Source organism: Streptomyces sp. NPDC058231 (assembly GCF_042882275.1).
In the GTDB taxonomy this organism is placed as follows: Bacteria; Actinomycetota; Actinomycetes; order Streptomycetales; family Streptomycetaceae; genus Streptomyces.
The window spans coordinates 27,678-42,715 of the sequence record NZ_JBHVWN010000065.1 but is presented as its reverse complement, the minus strand read 5'-3'; the positions used below and the strand labels follow the sequence as shown (position 1 = coordinate 42,715).

The 15,038-nt window shown below is 70.1% G+C and carries 16 protein-coding genes and 1 pseudogene; 16 read left to right on the top strand and 1 reads right to left on the bottom strand.

The annotated features are described in order from the left end of the window. From lepB (ACFVXE_RS30925) to ACFVXE_RS30875, 11 genes are all read left to right on the top strand, one after another. Positions 1-727: signal peptidase I (lepB, locus tag ACFVXE_RS30925; protein WP_389676132.1), on the top strand; the 727-nt coding region annotated here is incomplete at its 5' end. Further along, a complete protein-coding gene (gene lepB, locus ACFVXE_RS30920) occupies positions 720-1,790 on the top strand; it encodes a signal peptidase I (protein WP_389676131.1) in 1,071 nt (356 codons plus the stop codon). The genes lepB (ACFVXE_RS30925) and lepB (ACFVXE_RS30920), both read left to right, overlap by 8 nt. Next, the gene (gene lepB / locus ACFVXE_RS30915) at positions 1,696-2,589 is read left to right on the top strand and encodes a signal peptidase I (protein WP_389676143.1); all 894 of its coding nucleotides are present in this window, start codon (positions 1,696-1,698) and stop codon (positions 2,587-2,589) included. The genes lepB (ACFVXE_RS30920) and lepB (ACFVXE_RS30915) overlap by 95 nt, the downstream gene beginning before the upstream one ends. 51 nt (positions 2,590-2,640) lie before the next feature. Further along, positions 2,641-3,390 carry a signal peptidase I gene (gene lepB, locus ACFVXE_RS30910; RefSeq protein WP_389676130.1) on the top strand — a complete coding sequence of 250 codons (750 nt, stop codon included), beginning with the start codon at positions 2,641-2,643 and terminating at the stop codon, positions 3,388-3,390. Next, on the top strand, positions 3,380-3,868 hold the full coding sequence (locus ACFVXE_RS30905; protein ID WP_389676129.1) for an NUDIX hydrolase: 489 nt from the start codon (positions 3,380-3,382) through the stop codon (positions 3,866-3,868). The genes lepB (ACFVXE_RS30910) and ACFVXE_RS30905 overlap by 11 nt, the downstream gene beginning before the upstream one ends. 64 nt (positions 3,869-3,932) lie before the next feature. Further along, positions 3,933-4,241: a DUF2469 domain-containing protein gene (locus ACFVXE_RS30900; protein WP_003965949.1), complete on the top strand. Its 309-nt coding sequence runs from the start codon at positions 3,933-3,935 to the stop codon at positions 4,239-4,241. Between the two features lie 121 nt (positions 4,242-4,362). Then, complete coding sequence (locus ACFVXE_RS30895; RefSeq protein ID WP_389676128.1) at positions 4,363-4,722, top strand: YraN family protein; 360 nt, start codon at positions 4,363-4,365, stop codon at positions 4,720-4,722. Next, the gene (locus ACFVXE_RS30890; RefSeq protein ID WP_389676126.1) at positions 4,722-6,347 is read left to right on the top strand and encodes a YifB family Mg chelatase-like AAA ATPase; all 1,626 of its coding nucleotides are present in this window, start codon (positions 4,722-4,724) and stop codon (positions 6,345-6,347) included. Before ACFVXE_RS30895 ends, ACFVXE_RS30890 begins: the two co-directional genes overlap by 1 nt. Before the next feature lie 8 nt (positions 6,348-6,355). Beyond that, the gene (dprA, locus tag ACFVXE_RS30885; protein WP_389676141.1) at positions 6,356-7,588 is read left to right on the top strand and encodes a DNA-processing protein DprA; all 1,233 of its coding nucleotides are present in this window, start codon (positions 6,356-6,358) and stop codon (positions 7,586-7,588) included. Between the two features lie 242 nt (positions 7,589-7,830). Further along, positions 7,831-8,667 (top strand): RNA polymerase sigma factor WhiG, encoded by an 837-nt coding sequence (gene whiG, locus ACFVXE_RS30880; protein WP_389676125.1) that lies wholly within the window; start codon positions 7,831-7,833, stop codon positions 8,665-8,667. A gap of 93 nt (positions 8,668-8,760) precedes the next feature. Beyond that, positions 8,761-9,327, top strand: a complete 567-nt coding sequence (locus ACFVXE_RS30875; RefSeq protein ID WP_389676140.1) for a TetR/AcrR family transcriptional regulator — start codon at positions 8,761-8,763, stop codon at positions 9,325-9,327. A 215-nt stretch (positions 9,328-9,542) separates the two neighbouring features. Here the strand turns inward: ACFVXE_RS30875 and ACFVXE_RS30870 are convergent. Then, positions 9,543-9,998 (bottom strand): annotated as a pseudogene (locus ACFVXE_RS30870) (peptidoglycan DD-metalloendopeptidase family protein); the annotation flags it as partial. A 278-nt stretch (positions 9,999-10,276) separates the two neighbouring features. On the opposite strand from ACFVXE_RS30870, the gene rpsB reads away from it, so the two are divergent. From rpsB to ACFVXE_RS30845, 5 genes are all read left to right on the top strand, one after another. After that, positions 10,277-11,200 (top strand): 30S ribosomal protein S2, encoded by a 924-nt coding sequence (gene rpsB / locus ACFVXE_RS30865; RefSeq protein ID WP_389676124.1) that lies wholly within the window; start codon positions 10,277-10,279, stop codon positions 11,198-11,200. 101 nt (positions 11,201-11,301) lie between these two features. Next, positions 11,302-12,138, top strand: a complete 837-nt coding sequence (gene tsf, locus ACFVXE_RS30860; RefSeq protein WP_389676122.1) for a translation elongation factor Ts — start codon at positions 11,302-11,304, stop codon at positions 12,136-12,138. A 159-nt stretch (positions 12,139-12,297) separates the two neighbouring features. Continuing rightward, positions 12,298-13,074 carry a UMP kinase gene (gene pyrH, locus ACFVXE_RS30855; protein WP_389676120.1) on the top strand — a complete coding sequence of 259 codons (777 nt, stop codon included), beginning with the start codon at positions 12,298-12,300 and terminating at the stop codon, positions 13,072-13,074. A gap of 148 nt (positions 13,075-13,222) precedes the next feature. Further along, positions 13,223-13,780, top strand: coding sequence for a ribosome recycling factor (gene frr / locus ACFVXE_RS30850; RefSeq protein WP_037690170.1), 558 nt, complete (start codon positions 13,223-13,225; stop codon positions 13,778-13,780). Next, a complete protein-coding gene (locus ACFVXE_RS30845; protein ID WP_389676119.1) occupies positions 13,780-14,865 on the top strand; it encodes a phosphatidate cytidylyltransferase in 1,086 nt (361 codons plus the stop codon). Before frr ends, ACFVXE_RS30845 begins: the two co-directional genes overlap by 1 nt. Positions 14,866-15,038 lie beyond the last annotated feature (173 nt).

Sequence of the window (15,038 nt, the reverse complement as noted above, 5' to 3'; positions counted from 1 at the left end):
ACCCGAAGCAGGGTCGGGGGAGCGGTCGCGCTCTTCGCGTATCCCGGACCGGATCGCGGCCTCGATGTCGTGGCGGCGGGCAGCGGTGCTCGGCGCCGTCTGCTCGGTATTCCTGCTGCTCCTCAGCAACTACGTGCTGCAGCCCTTCCTGATCCCCAGCGGTTCGATGGAAACCACTCTGCGGGTGGGGGACCGGGTGCTCGTCAACAAATTGGCGTACCGTTTCGGCTCCGTACCGCACCGCGGTGACGTGGTGGTCTTCGACGGGACCGGCTCCTTCGTGCGGGAGGCGCCCGCCGAGAACCCCGTCACCGCGCTGCTGCACGGTGCGGCAGCGTCCCTGGGGCTCGCGGAACCTGCCGAGACCGACTTCGTGAAGCGGGTGGTGGGCGTGGGGGGCGACCGGGTGGTCTGCTGCGACAGGCGGGGCAGGATCCAGGTGAACGGGCGGTCGGTGGACGAGGAGTACCTCTACCCCGGCGACGCCCCTTCCGGCGCGTCCTTCGACATCGTCGTCCCCGACGGCAGGCTGTGGGTGATGGGCGACCACCGCAGCAACTCCCGCGACTCCAGGGACCATCTGGGAGAGCCCGGCGGCGGCATGGTGCCGGTCGGCATGGTGATCGGGCGGGTGGACTGGCTCGGCTGGCCGCTGGGCCGGCTGGGCGCGGTCCCGGACACCACCGCGTTCGACTCGGTGCGGGCGCCGGGTGGGACGGATGGGTAACCGGGGCCGGACGAGCGGCGCCTCGGACGCGGGCGTTCCGCTGCCCACCGGAACCAGGCCGACCGTCGCGCGCTCGTTGCCGACCCGGGCGGAGCGCCGCAAGCTGGCCCGGCGGGTCAAGCGGCGCCGGCGCCGGTCCGCGGTGAAGGAGATTCCCCTTCTCGTCGTCGTGGCGCTGCTGATCGCCCTCGTCCTCAAGACCTTTCTCGTCCAGGCCTTCGTGATCCCGTCCGGATCGATGGAGCAGACCATCCGGATCGGCGACCGGGTGCTGGTGGACAAGTTCACGCCCTGGTTCGGCTCCAGACCGCACCGCGGCGACGTGGTCGTCTTCAACGACCCGGGGCACTGGCTCCGGCAGGAGAACGCCGCGAAGAAGGATCCGCCCGCCGGCGTCAAGCAGGTGAAGGAGGTGCTGACCTTCATCGGGCTGCTGCCGTCGGACGACGAACAGGATCTGATCAAGCGGGTTGTCGCCGTCGGCGGCGACACCGTGAAGTGCTGCGACAAGGACGGAAGGGTCACCGTCAACGGTGTACCGCTCGTCGAGCCCTATCTCCATCCGGACAATCCGCCCTCCACACTCAAATTCGAGGTAAAGGTTCCGGCCGGCCGGATCTTCGTGATGGGCGACCATCGCTCCAATTCTGCCGATTCGCGTTTCCATCTGGACGAGCCGGATCACGGCACGGTCTCCGAGGACGAGGTAGTGGGACGGGCTGTCGTCATCGCCTGGCCCTTCGCACACTGGCGGAAACTGGAGGAGCCCGGGACGTACTCCTCGGTCCCGGACGCGCGCGCCGGGACGTCCGCGACGCGCGGACCGTCGAATAGTGTGTCCTCCCAGGATCTCAACGGAATGATCCGGCTCCCGACCCCTGCGGAACTCCCGCTCGTTATGGGAGTGGTGGGCCTGCACCGACTAGGGGGCAGGCGGTGGCACGGAGTGAGGAGTGGATGTGGGGGATTTGGCGGTCGGCGCACGATCCGGACACGACGAACCCGAGGACCGGCCGGAGCAGGACGGGCCTTCCGGGGTGAGGTCGGACGAGACGAACGGTGACGGCGACTCCCCGGACGGAGCTGGTACGGCTCCGAGGAACGCACGCTCCTTCTGGAAGGAGCTGCCCCTGCTCATCGGCATCGCGCTGATTCTGGCGCTGCTGATCAAGACGTTTCTGGTGCAGGCGTTCTCGATTCCCTCGGACTCGATGCAGGACACCCTCCAGCGGGGCGACCGGGTGCTGGTCGACAAGCTGACCCCGTGGTTCGGCTCGGAGCCGGAGCGCGGCGAGGTCGTGGTCTTCCACGACCCGGGCGGCTGGCTGATGGACGGTGAGTCGACGCCCGAGCCCAACATCGCGCAGAAGTTCCTCAGCTTCATCGGACTGATGCCGTCCGCCGAGGAGAAGGACCTGATCAAGCGGGTCATCGCGGTCGGCGGCGACACGGTGGAGTGCAAGCGGAACGGGCCGGTCACGGTCAACGGCAAGGCGCTGGACGAGAAGTCGTTCATCTACCCGGGGAACACCCCGTGCAATGACGAGCCGTTCGGCCCGATCAAGGTGCCCGAGGGCCGAATCTGGGTGATGGGCGACCACCGCCAGAACTCCCTCGACTCCCGCTACCACCAGGAGCTGCCCGGCCAGGGCACGGTCTCCACGGACGAGGTGGTCGGCCGGGCCATCGTGGTGGCGTGGCCGATCAATCGCTGGGCGACCCTGCCGGTCCCGAGCACCTTCGACCAGCCGGGACTGAACGCCGCGATGGGGCTGGCACCGGGAGCACTCGGTGTAGCCGGGGCGCTGCCCCTCGTGTTGTGGCGTCGCAGGAGGCTGACCGGCGGGCGTACTGCCGGGTAGGGTGCCGACTCAGATCAGCGATTGTCGATCTCCGAGGTGGGGGACGCTGGGATGAGTGGATCAGGACGTACTGATGACGGCCACGGCCGGCTCGGCAGCACGCTGTCGGGGCTGGCCGTGGCCGTCGGCTGTGTGCTCTTCCTGGGCGGGTTCGCCTGGGGGGCGGTGGTGTACAAGCCGTACACCGTACCGACCGAGTCGATGACGCCGACGGTGAACGCGGGGGACCGGGTGCTCGCGCAGCGGGTGGACGGCGGTGAGGTGCACCGCGGTGACGTGGTGGTCTTCAAGGACCCGGCGTGGGGCGACATGCCGATGGTCAAGCGGGTCGTCGGTATCGGCGGCGACAGGATCGCCTGCTGCGAGAAGGGCAGCCGGCTCACCGTCAACGGCAAACCCATTGAAGAACCGTATCTGCAGACAAAGGGCCTCGCCTCGGTGGAGAACTTCACGGCAGACGTGCCCAAGGGGCAGCTCTTCCTCCTCGGGGACGAGCGCAGCAACTCGCTGGACTCCCGGTTCCATCTCGACGACCCGGGACAGGGCTCGGTGCCGCGCAGCGCCGTGCAGGCCCGGGTGGACGCCATCGCATGGCCGATGAACGGCATGGTCGAGCGGCCGAAGGCGTTCGCGGCGCTGCCCGGCGGGGTGTCGGTCCCGGGGCCACTGAAACTGCAGATCTCGGCCGTGGTGGCAGGCGTGGTCCTCATCCTCGGCGGTGTGGCGTACGGACCGATCGCGGCGCGGTCCGGCCGGAACCGGCGCGGACAGGGCGGAAGGGTGCCTGTCGGTGCCCGCTGAGAACCGGAAGGTCGCCCGGGTCGTCCTGCTCGACCCCGACGACCGCATTCTGCTGATCCACGGCCATGAACCGGACGACCCCGACGACACCTGGTGGTTCACGCCCGGTGGCGGCCTGGAGGGCGACGAGACCCGGCAGGAGGCCGCGCTGCGCGAGCTCGCCGAGGAGACCGGGATCACGGACGTCGAACTGGGACCGGTGCTCTGGCAGCGGATCTGCTCCTTCCCGTTCGACGGGCGGCGCTGGGACCAGGACGAGTGGTACTTCCTGGGACGTACGCAGCAGACCGGCACGGACCTGAGCGGGCTCACCGGTCTGGAACAGCGCAGTGTCTCGGGTCTGAGGTGGTGGACCTCCGCCGAACTGTCGGCGGCGCGTGAGACGGTGTACCCGACCAGGCTCGCCGAGCTGCTGCGCACGCTGCTCGACGACGGTCCGCCACGTACGCCACTGGTTCTGGCCCCCGAAATCGTCTAATCGTCCTAGGGTGCCGGGGCCTGGCGCACAATAGGTGGACGCACGGCTGAAGGGGAACATGCCAATGAGCGCCGAGGACCTCGAAAAGTACGAGACCGAGATGGAGCTGAAGCTCTACCGGGAGTACCGAGATGTCGTCGGTCTGTTCAAATACGTGATCGAGACCGAACGGCGCTTCTACCTCACCAACGACTACGAGATGCAGGTGCACTCGGTCCAGGGTGAGGTGTTCTTCGAGGTGTCCATGGCGGATGCCTGGGTCTGGGACATGTACCGGCCCGCCCGGTTCGTCAAGCAGGTACGCGTCCTGACATTCAAGGACGTGAACATCGAGGAGCTCAACAAGAGCGATCTCGAACTCCCCGGCGGCTGAGCCTTTCCGATGACCGGTCACCCGTTCGGGTGACCGGGTTGTCCACAACGGCCGGCTTGTCCACCAAGATCCACCGGCGGTGTCCCGACGCGTCAGAGTCGGTGCCGGAGGTGGTGCCGAAATGAACGCACGGGGGGCACTCGGGCGGTACGGCGAGGATCTGGCGGCGCGGCTGCTGAGCGACGCGGGCATGACCGTGCTGGCACGGAACTGGCGCTGTCGCGCCGGTGAGATCGACATTGTCGCCATGGACGGCGACGCGCTGGTCGTCTGCGAGGTCAAGACCCGCAGGGCGGGGACGTTCGAGCATCCGATGGCGGCCGTTTCGCCGGTCAAGGCGGACCGGCTGCGACGGCTCGCGGAGATCTGGCTGGACCGGCACGGCGGTCCGCCGCCGGGCGGGGTGCGGATCGATCTCATCGGCGTGGTGCTGCCCGGCCGCGGTGCGCCGCTCGTCGAACACGCGCGGGGGGTGGCCTGATGGGGTTCGCCAGGGCGTGTTCGGTGGCGCTGGTCGGCGTCGAGGGCGTGGTGGTGGAGGTCCAGGCGGATCTGGAGCCGGGGGTGGCGGCGTTCACCCTGGTCGGGCTGCCCGACAAGAGTCTGGTGGAGAGCCGGGACCGGGTCAGGGCCGCCGTGGTCAACTCCGGGGCCGAGTGGCCGCAGAAGAAACTCACCGTCGGCCTCTCCCCGGCCTCCGTACCCAAGAGCGGCAGCGGCTTCGACCTCGCCGTGGCGTGTGCGGTGCTCGGCGCGGCCGAGCGGATCGATCCCGCCGCCCTCGCCGATGTGGTGATGATCGGTGAACTCGGGCTCGACGGCCGGGTGCGCCCGGTGCGCGGGGTGCTGCCCGCTGTGCTCGCCGCTGCCGAGGCGGGGTACGCGAAGGTCGTCGTGCCCGAACAGACCGCCGGCGAGGCGGCGCTGGTGCCCGGGGTGTCGGTCCTGGGAGTACGGAGCCTGCGGCAGCTGATCGCCGTGCTCAGCGACGAACCGGTGCCCGACGAGCGGGAGTTCCACGAGGAGGGGCGCCCCTCCGCGATGCTCGCCGGGCTGATGGTGCCGGGCGTCGGCCTCGGCACCGGACTGGCGCCGGCTTCCGCGCACGACGGGGCGAGTCTCCCGGACCTGGCGGACGTCGCGGGCCAGGCGGTGCCGCGCACGGCCCTGGAGGTCGCTGCCGCCGGCGGCCACCATCTGCTGTTCTCGGGGCCGCCGGGCGCGGGCAAGACCATGCTGGCCGAGCGGCTCTCCGCGATCCTTCCGGCGCTGACCAGGCAGGAATCGCTCGAAGTCACAGCGGTGCACTCGGTGGCGGGCATGCTGCCGCCGGGCGAACCGCTGGTCACCAGGGCGCCGTACTGCGCCCCGCACCACTCGGCGACGATGCAGTCGCTGGTCGGCGGAGGGAACGGGATGCCGCGGCCCGGCGCGGTCTCGCTGGCCCACAGAGGCGTCTTGTTCCTGGACGAGGCACCGGAGTTCTCCGTCCGGGCGCTGGACGCCCTGCGTCAGCCGCTGGAGTCGGGCCGTGTGGTGGTGGCGCGCAGCGCCGGGGTGGTGCGGCTGCCCGCCAGATTTTTGATGGTGCTGGCAGCCAATCCCTGTCCGTGCGGGCGCCACACCCTCGTCGGCGCCGGCTGCGACTGCCCGCCCTCGGCGGTCCGCCGCTACCAGGCGAGACTCTCGGGGCCGCTGCTCGACCGGGTGGATCTGCGCGTGGTGGTCGCCCCGGTCACGCGCGAGGACCTGATGGGCGAGGGCGGCCGTGGCGAGTCCACGGCCGTGGTCGCGGCGCGGGTACGGGAGGCCAGGACCCGGGCCGCCGAGCGGCTCGCGGGCACCGGCTGGACCACCAACAGCGAGGTGCCCGGCCACGAGTTGCGGACCCGGCTGCCCGCGGCTCCGGGAGCGCTCCTGGAGGCCGAACGGGACATGGAGCGGGGGCTGCTCACCGCACGGGGGCTCGACCGGGTGCTGCGGGTGGCATGGACCGTCGCCGATCTGCGCGGCGCCGACCGCCCGGAGGCTCCCGATGTCGTGACGGCCCTGGAACTGCGGACCGGGATCGCCCGGGGAGCCGTGATGCGGGGTGGTTCGGCGTGACGCCGCAGGTGACGGGATGCGCGGGACCGGGCCGCGGCCGGGCGGCGGCCGGTGACGAGGAGCCTTCGGGACCCGGCCCGGGGACGGTCGGCGACCGGGAGCGGCTGGCCCGGGCTGCCCTGACCCGCGTCCTGGAGCCGGGGGACGAGCGCGGCGGGCGCTGGCTGAGCCGGCTCGGCCCGGTCGAACTGATGAGGCGCCTCACGGCCCGGGACGGCAGCGCGGAGGAGCTGAGCGGTATGACGGCCCGACGGCTCGACGGATACCGGTTACGGGCCGGGGCCGTGCAGCCCGAGCGGGATCTGGCGGCCGTCGCCGCGGTGGGCGGCCGACTCGTCTGCCCCGGCGACCGGGAATGGCCCAGCCAGCTCGACGACCTGGGTGACGCCCGGCCGATCGGCCTCTGGGTACGGGGCCGGCCCGATCTGCGGCTCTGGGCGCTGCGTTCCGTCGCGGTGGTGGGTGCCCGCGCCTGCACCCCGTACGGGGCACACATGGCGGCGAGCCTCGGTGCGGGGCTGGCGGAGCTGGGGTGGGTGGTGGTGTCGGGCGCCGCGTTCGGTGTGGACGGGGCGGCCCATCGCGGCGCCCTCGCGGCAGGCGGGGCGACGATGGCGGTCCTGGCCTGCGGGGTCGATGTCGCCTATCCCCCGGGCCATGCCGAACTGATCGGACGCGTCGCGGAGCAGGGGCTGGTCATCGGCGAGCTGCCCCCGTCCGATCACCCGACGCGCAGCAGATTCATCCTTCGGAACAGGGTGATCGCCGCGTTGACGAGAGGGACGGTCGTGGTCGAGGCCGAATACCGCAGCGGCTCACTGGCCACGGCGCGCAGTGCGCAGCGGCTCGGCCGCTTCACCATGGGCGTTCCCGGCCCCGCCACGAGCGGACTGTCGGCCGGCGTCCATGAACTCCTCCGAGGCGAAGGAGTCCTGGTCACCGATGCCTCGGAGGTCGCCGAGCTGGTCGGGGACATCGGCGAACTCGCCCCCGTCCGGCGGGGGCCCGTACTTCCCAGAGATCTGCTGGACGCCGTCTGCGCCCGCGTTCTCGACGCGCTGCCCGCCCGCGGTCCCGCCCGTGCGAGGGACATCGCCCGCACCGCGGGGACCGGCGCCGACGAAACGCTCGGCAGGCTGTACGAACTCCACTCGCTGGGGTTCGTCGAACGCGATGGCGACGGATGGCGGTTGACGCCGCGTCCGACAAGCGACGGCGAGCTGCGGCGAGGCGGTACTTGACCTGGAGCATTCGGGTGAAAAGGTGATGCAGATGACCTCGGTGGAACCCTCGATGACGCCTCCGGGACCGGTGAACGCGGCGACCGGCCCGGAGTGCGGTCATGTCCATTCGCCCGGAAGTGCCCGGCCTCGATCCTCTATCCTGCGCGCACCGCAACGCTTCAGTCACGCTACGCTCACAAGGATTCCGGCCCAGACGCAAGTCCCTCAGCACTCCACAGCAGAACGGCTCAAGGCACCACATGCCCCAGCACACCTCCGGGTCTGACCGCGCGGCAGTACCACCCGCTGCGCGTGGCACTGTGCGCCCCGCTGCCCCTTCCTCGCTAGACGAGTTGTGGCGTTCGTACAAGGCCACGGGCGACGGCCGGCTCCGGGAGCAGCTGATCCTGCACTACTCGCCGCTGGTGAAGTACGTCGCGGGCCGGGTGAGTGTGGGGTTGCCGTCCAACGTCGAGCAGGCGGACTTCGTCTCCTCGGGTGTGTTCGGACTGATCGACGCGATCGAGAAGTTCGACATCGAACGGGCCATCAAATTCGAGACGTACGCCATCACCCGCATCCGCGGCGCGATGATCGACGAACTCCGGGCCCTGGACTGGATTCCGCGCTCCGTGCGGCAGAAGGCGCGGGCCGTCGAGCGCGCCTACGCCACGCTGGAGGCGCAACTGCGGCGCACCCCGTCGGAGCCGGAGGTCGCGGCGGAGATGGGTATCACGCTCGAAGAACTGCACGCGGTTTTCAGCCAGTTGTCGCTGGCGAACGTGGTCGCGCTGGAGGAGCTGCTGCACGTCGGCGGCGAGGGCGGCGACCGGCTCAGCCTGATGGACACCCTTGAGGACACGGCCGCCGACAATCCGGTGGAGGTCGCCGAGGACCGCGAGCTCCGGCGGCTGCTGGCCCGGGCGATCAACACGCTTCCGGAGCGCGAGAAGACGGTCGTCACCCTCTACTACTACGAGGGTCTCACCCTCGCCGAGATCGGCAACGTGCTCGGGGTGACCGAGAGCCGCGTCAGCCAGATCCACACCAAATCGGTGCTCCAGCTCCGCGCGAAACTGGCCGACGCCGGACGCTGAGACGGCGCCCGGCGGGACGATGACGCCCGCCCGCCCCCTCTCGAACACCTGCCGCCGTAGAGTGGAACCGTGCCCAGGATTCGAGCGGCCTCGGTGGCCGAGCACCGGACCATGCAGCGCGGCGCCCTCCTGGACGCCGCGCGCTCGCTGCTGTCCGAGGGCGGTACGGAGGCGTTGACCTTCCCCGCTCTCGCCGAACGTACGGGCCTTGCCCGGTCCTCCGTCTACGAGTACTTCCGCTCCCGCGCGGCCGTCGTCGAGGAGCTGTGCGCCGTCGACTTCCCCGTCTGGGCGGCCGAGGTCGAGAACGCGATGGAGCGGGCCACGACGCCCGAGGGGAAGATCGAGGCGTACGTGCGACGCCAGCTCGGCCTGGTCGGGGACCGGCGGCACCGGGCGGTCGTCGCCATCTCGGCGAGCGAACTGGACGCGGGCGCCCGCGAGAAGATCCGGGCCGCGCACGGCGGGCTGATCGCCATGATCGTCGAGGCGCTCGGTGATCTCGGGCACGAGCAGCCGCGGCTGGCGGCGATGCTGCTGCAGGGTTCGGTGGACGCGGCCGTGCGCCGTATCGAACTCGGGGTGGCTGAGGAGCCGGACGTGATCGCGGACACCGTCGTGGCCATGATCCTGCGGGGCGTACGGGGCGTACGGGGCTGACACCGCCGACGGCGGGCCCTTGCCGCGCCCGACAGCGCGGCGGGTGAGGCGTACCCGACGGTGCCCGGTACGTCCGCTCGCGGCTCCGGCACCCCGAACACCGGCAGCAGCCGGGACGGGCCCCGCCGCAGCAGCGACGGGGGCAGCAACGACAACGGGTCCAGATACGTCCCACCGCGGCGCAGTCCCCAGTGCAGGCACCCGGACGCGCAGTGGAACGGCCCGGCCTCCATGACCGCGACCTCCTGGCCCGCGACGACCTCGTCACCTGCCGCGACCACCGCCCTGACCGGCTCGTACGTGGTGCGCAGCGGCGGAACACCGCTCCCCGCCACCTCGATGGAGACCACCCCGCGTCCCGCGACGCGGCCCGCGAACGAGACCCGCCCGGAGGCGGCGGCGCGCACCGGTGTGCCCGGCCCGGCGGCGAGATCGACGCCGCGGTGCCCCCGCCCGTAGGCGCCGGCCGGCGGCTCCCATCCCCGTACGACCGCGGGCCGCCCCGCGAGCGGCCAGGTGTGCGCGTCGGCAGGCGGCGGGCCGCCGGCGGTGGCGGCCGACGCGCCGTATCCCACCGTGAGCAGGGCCAGGAGGGTCGCGGCGAGCGCGGTCCGGGTCCGGAGGAGCCGGACCCGGACCCGGGCAACAGCCGGTTCGGGAGTGTGTCGCATGATCCGAACCGTTCCGCAAACACCGGATCCCCGGGGATCATGGACCGGATCTGTGGACTACTCGCCGGTTGTGGACAGTGCCGTCACCCGGCACCCGGCGGGTCCCGTACACTTCTTTTGGCGATCCGGGTCACCGGGTCGACTTCGCACGCCCCGCCACCTCCCTCTCTGCGGACGGTGGCCGCGCTCCTCGGTCCCTCGTGGCACGGCGCGTCGGGGCGTCAGGCGCGACAGCAATCCTGCGGTCGCGATAACCGAGTACCTCAAGGAGTACGGCCATGGCCGTCGTCACGATGCGGGAGCTGCTGGAGAGCGGCGTCCACTTCGGTCACCAGACCCGTCGCTGGAACCCGAAGATGAAGCGCTTCATCTTCACCGAGCGCAACGGCATCTACATCATCGACCTGCTCCAGTCGCTGTCGTACATCGACCGCGCCTACGAGTTCGTCAAGGAGACCGTCGCGCACGGCGGCTCCATCATGTTCGTGGGTACGAAGAAGCAGGCCCAGGAGGCCATCGCCGAGCAGGCGACGCGCGTCGGCATGCCGTACGTCAACCAGCGTTGGCTCGGTGGCATGCTCACCAACTTCTCCACCGTCTACAAGCGCCTTCAGCGTCTGAAGGAGCTTGAGCAGATCGACTTCGAGGACGTGGCCGCCTCCGGCCTCACCAAGAAGGAGCTCCTGGTCCTCTCCCGCGAGAAGGCCAAGCTGGAGAAGACCCTCGGTGGTATCCGCGAGATGCAGAAGGTGCCCAGCGCCGTCTGGATCGTCGACACCAAGAAGGAGCACATCGCCGTCGGTGAGGCGCGCAAGCTCCACATCCCGGTCGTCGCGATCCTCGACACCAACTGCGACCCCGACGAGGTCGACTACAAGATCCCGGGCAACGACGACGCGATCCGCTCCGTCACCCTGCTCACCCGCGTGATCGCCGACGCCGTCGCCGAGGGCCTCATCGCCCGTTCCGGCGCTGCGACCGGTGACTCGAAGCCGGGCGACAAGGCCGCCGGCGAGCCGCTCGCCGAGTGGGAGCGGGACCTGCTCGAGGGCGACAAGAAGGACGACGCCGAGGTGCAGACCTCCGCCGAGACCGAGAAGGTCGCCGACGCCGCCGAGACGCCGGCCGAGGCCGAGGCCGACGCCGCCGAGACGCCGGCCGAGGCCGCCGAGGCTCCGGCCGCGGACGCCGAGCAGGCCTGACGACTCCGTCACGGCTGAATGACGGCGGGGGCCGGTGCCTGAGCACCGCCCCCGCCGTTCACCCGTAGATCTTTCAGACTTCGAGAGAGAAACACAGACTCATGGCGAACTACACCGCCGCTGACGTCAAGAAGCTCCGCGAGCTCACCGGCGCCGGCATGATGGACTGCAAGAAGGCCCTCGACGAGAGCGACGGCAACGTCGACAAGGCCGTCGAGGCGCTCCGTATCAAGGGCCAGAAGGGCGTCGCCAAGCGCGAGGGCCGTTCTGCCGAGAACGGTGCCGTCGTCTCCCTCATCTCCGAGGACAAGACCTCCGGCGTCCTGCTCGAGCTGAAGTGCGAGACGGACTTCGTCGCCAAGGGCGAGAAGTTCCTGGCCGTCGCCAACTCGCTCGCCGCGCACGTCGCCGCCACCTCGCCGGCCGACCTGGCCACGCTGCTCGCCTCCGAGATCGAGGCCGGCAAGACCGTCCAGGCGTACGTCGACGAGGCCAACGCCAACCTCGGCGAGAAGATCGTCCTGGACCGCTTCGCGCAGTTCACCGGCGGTTACGTGGCTGCGTACATGCACCGCACCATGCCCGACCTCCCGCCGCAGGTCGGTGTCCTGGTCGAGCTGGACAAGGAGAACGCCGAGGTCGCCAAGGACGTTGCGCAGCACATCGCCGCCTTCGCCCCGAAGTACCTCAACCGCGACGAGGTCCCGGCCGAGACGGTCGAGAACGAGCGTCGTGTCGCCGAGGCCACCTCTCGCGAGGAGGGCAAGCCCGAGGCCGCCCTTCCGAAGATCGTCGAGGGTCGCGTCAACGGCTTCTTCAAGGACGTCGTCGTCCTGGAGCAGGCGTTCGCCAAGGACAACAAGAAGTCCGTCCAGAAGGTTCTGGACGAGGCCGGTGTCACCCTGCAGCGCTTCTCGCGCATCAAGGTCGGCATCTGAGTCCGTCCGCGAAAAACGGTGGACCCCGATAGGGTCTAGTGCAGTCGTCGGCCGCACACCCGCCGTACGACCGCAGATCTGACGAGGAGGCCATTGCCGCTGAGGGACACCAGACCCACCGGCAATGGCCTTCTTCGTATGTGCACGAGGAGAATCTCCATGAACAAGGGCGCGGACGCCACCACAGGTGACCACAAGCGGGACGACGGCAAGGTGCCCGGACGCTTCATGCTGAAGCTGTCCGGAGAAGCGTTTGCCGGCGGCGGAGGGCTCGGTGTCGACCCCGACGTCGTGCACGCCATCGCGCGGGAGATCGCGGCAGTCGTCCGGGACGGCGCGGAAATCGCGGTCGTCATCGGCGGCGGAAACTTCTTCCGCGGTGCCGAGCTCCAGCAGCGTGGCATGGACCGGGCCCGGTCCGACTACATGGGCATGCTCGGCACAGTCATGAACTGCCTGGCACTCCAGGACTTCCTGGAGAAGGAGGGCATCGACTCCCGCGTCCAGACCGCCATCACCATGGGGCAGGTCGCGGAGCCGTACATCCCGCTGCGCGCCGTGCGCCACCTGGAGAAGGGCCGCGTCGTCATCTTCGGCGCCGGCATGGGCATGCCGTACTTCTCCACCGACACCACTGCCGCCCAGCGCGCCCTGGAGATCGACGCCGAGGGCCTGCTGATGGGCAAGAACGGGGTGGACGGGGTCTACGACTCCGACCCGAAGACCAACCCCGACGCGGTGAAGTTCGACGCGCTGGAGTACAGCGAGGTGCTCGCCCGCGATCTCAAGATTGCCGACGCCACCGCCATCACGCTCTGCCGTGACAACCAGCTGCCGATCCTCGTCTTCGAGCTGACCGCGACCGGCAATATCGCCCGCGCCGTCAAGGGTGAGAAGATCGGCACGCTCGTGAGCGACGAGGGCACCCGGGCCTGAGGACCGGGGGGCTGCCCGGGGACACCCGGGGCCGGCCCCGAACGATGGACAACGGCCTGCCGGTCGGACACCGTGCAGGTGAGGACGCGACGCAGGACCCGCCGGGCCAGAGCACGCCGGGCCCACTCAAGACACGCAGGAGCACGTGGTGATCGAAGAAACCCTCCTTGAGGCCGAGGAGAAGATGGAGAAGGCCGTTGTGGTCGCGAAGGAAGACTTCGCCGCGATCCGTACCGGCCGTGCGCACCCGGCGATGTTCAACAAGATCGTCGCTGACTACTACGGCGCGCTGACCCCGATCAACCAGCTGGCCTCTTTCTCCGTTCCCGAGCCGCGCATGGCCGTGGTGACGCCGTTCGACAAGACCGCGCTGCGCAACATCGAGCAGGCCATCCGCGACTCCGACCTCGGCGTCAACCCGAGCAACGACGGCAATATCATCCGGGTGACCTTCCCCGACCTCACCGAGGAGCGTCGTCGCGACTACATCAAGGTCGCGAAGACGAAGGCCGAGGACTCCAAGATCTCGATCCGGGCCGTCCGCCGCAAGGCCAAGGAGACCCTGGACAAGCTGGTCAAGGACAAGGAGTCCGGCGAGGACGAGGTGCGTCGCGCCGAGAAGGAGCTCGACGACACCACTGCGAAGTACGTCGCGCAGGTCGACGAGCTGCTCAAGCACAAGGAAGCCGAGCTGCTCGAAGTCTGATGAACGACTCTTCCTGGGGCGCCCCGCAGGCAGCCGGTCACTGGGGTACGCCCGAGATGACGGCCGCCCCGGCGGGTCCTGCATACGATGTGCATGACGCCCAGCAGACTCGGCCCATGCCCATAGTGCCGGACGTTCCCGACGCAGGTAGAGACGCTGACGACCGTGACGACCGGAACGGGGGAGGCGCCGGCCAGGGCGGCGGGTCCCCGTTCCGTGACGAGATGCCGCAGGAGCCCATGTCCACCGCGCCGACGCCCCCGCAGAAGAAACGTGCGGGCCGTGACCTGCGAGCCGCCATAGGGGTCGGTGTGGGGCTCGGTGCCGTCATCGTCGCCTCGCTCTTCGTCGTCAAGGCCGTCTTCATCGGCGTGATAACCGTCGCCGTCGTCGTCGGCCTGTGGGAACTCACCTCCCGGCTGCAGGAGCGCAAGGGCATCAAGGCACCGCTCGTACCGCTGGCGGTCGGTGGCGCGGCGATGGTCGTGGCCGGCTATGTGCGCGGAGCCGAGGGCGCGTGGGTCGCGATGGCCCTGACCGCCCTGGCGGTGCTCGTCTGGCGGATGACCGAACCGCCGGAGGGGTATCTCAAGGACGTCACGGCCGGTGTCTTCGCCGCGTTCTACGTGCCGTTCCTGGCGACCTTCGTCGCGATGCTCCTGCGCGCGGACGACGGGCCGCAGCGGGTCCTCACCTTCCTGCTGCTGACCGTGGTCAGTGACACGGGCGCGTACGCCGTCGGCTGGCGTTTCGGCAAGCACAAGCTCGCGCCGCGCATCAGCCCCGGGAAGACCCGGGAGGGACTGTTCGGGGCGGTGGCCTTCGCGATGGTCGCCGGTGCGCTGTGCATGCAGTTCCTGATCGACGGCGGCGCCTGGTGGCAGGGGCTGCTGCTCGGCCTGGCCGTCGCCGCCAGCGCCACCCTCGGTGACCTCGGCGAGTCCATGATCAAGCGCGATCTCGGGATCAAGGACATGGGCACGCTGCTGCCCGGGCACGGCGGGATCATGGACCGGCTGGACTCGCTGCTGCCGACCGCTCCGGTGGTCTGGCTGCTGCTGGTGCTGTTCGTGGGTTCCGGCTGAGCGAGCCGGGGCACCTGCCCGTCCGGTCGTACGAGTGAAGGGTCCGTTGCCCACAGGGCGGCGGGCCCTCACCCGTACGACCGCGGCCCGGAGGAACGACGGCGGGGCTCCGCGGCGGTGCCGTCCTCGGCCCCGTCCGCGGCCGACAGGGTCCGGGTGAGCCCAATCCCACC

Excerpts from the sequence above, each read along its gene's own strand:
- lepB (WP_389676131.1), top strand. The coding sequence starts at position 720 with ATGGGTAACCGGGGCCGGACGAGCGGCGCCTCGGACGCGGGCGTTCCG.
- lepB (WP_389676130.1), top strand. The coding sequence starts at position 2,641 with ATGAGTGGATCAGGACGTACTGATGACGGCCACGGCCGGCTCGGCAGC.
- ACFVXE_RS30900 (WP_003965949.1), top strand. The coding sequence starts at position 3,933 with ATGAGCGCCGAGGACCTCGAAAAGTACGAGACCGAGATGGAGCTGAAG.
- ACFVXE_RS30895 (WP_389676128.1), top strand. The coding sequence starts at position 4,363 with ATGAACGCACGGGGGGCACTCGGGCGGTACGGCGAGGATCTGGCGGCG.
- ACFVXE_RS30890 (WP_389676126.1), top strand. The coding sequence starts at position 4,722 with ATGGGGTTCGCCAGGGCGTGTTCGGTGGCGCTGGTCGGCGTCGAGGGC.
- whiG (WP_389676125.1), top strand. The coding sequence starts at position 7,831 with ATGCCCCAGCACACCTCCGGGTCTGACCGCGCGGCAGTACCACCCGCT.
- rpsB (WP_389676124.1), top strand. The coding sequence starts at position 10,277 with ATGGCCGTCGTCACGATGCGGGAGCTGCTGGAGAGCGGCGTCCACTTC.
- tsf (WP_389676122.1), top strand. The coding sequence starts at position 11,302 with ATGGCGAACTACACCGCCGCTGACGTCAAGAAGCTCCGCGAGCTCACC.
- pyrH (WP_389676120.1), top strand. The coding sequence starts at position 12,298 with ATGAACAAGGGCGCGGACGCCACCACAGGTGACCACAAGCGGGACGAC.
- ACFVXE_RS30845 (WP_389676119.1), top strand. The coding sequence starts at position 13,780 with ATGAACGACTCTTCCTGGGGCGCCCCGCAGGCAGCCGGTCACTGGGGT.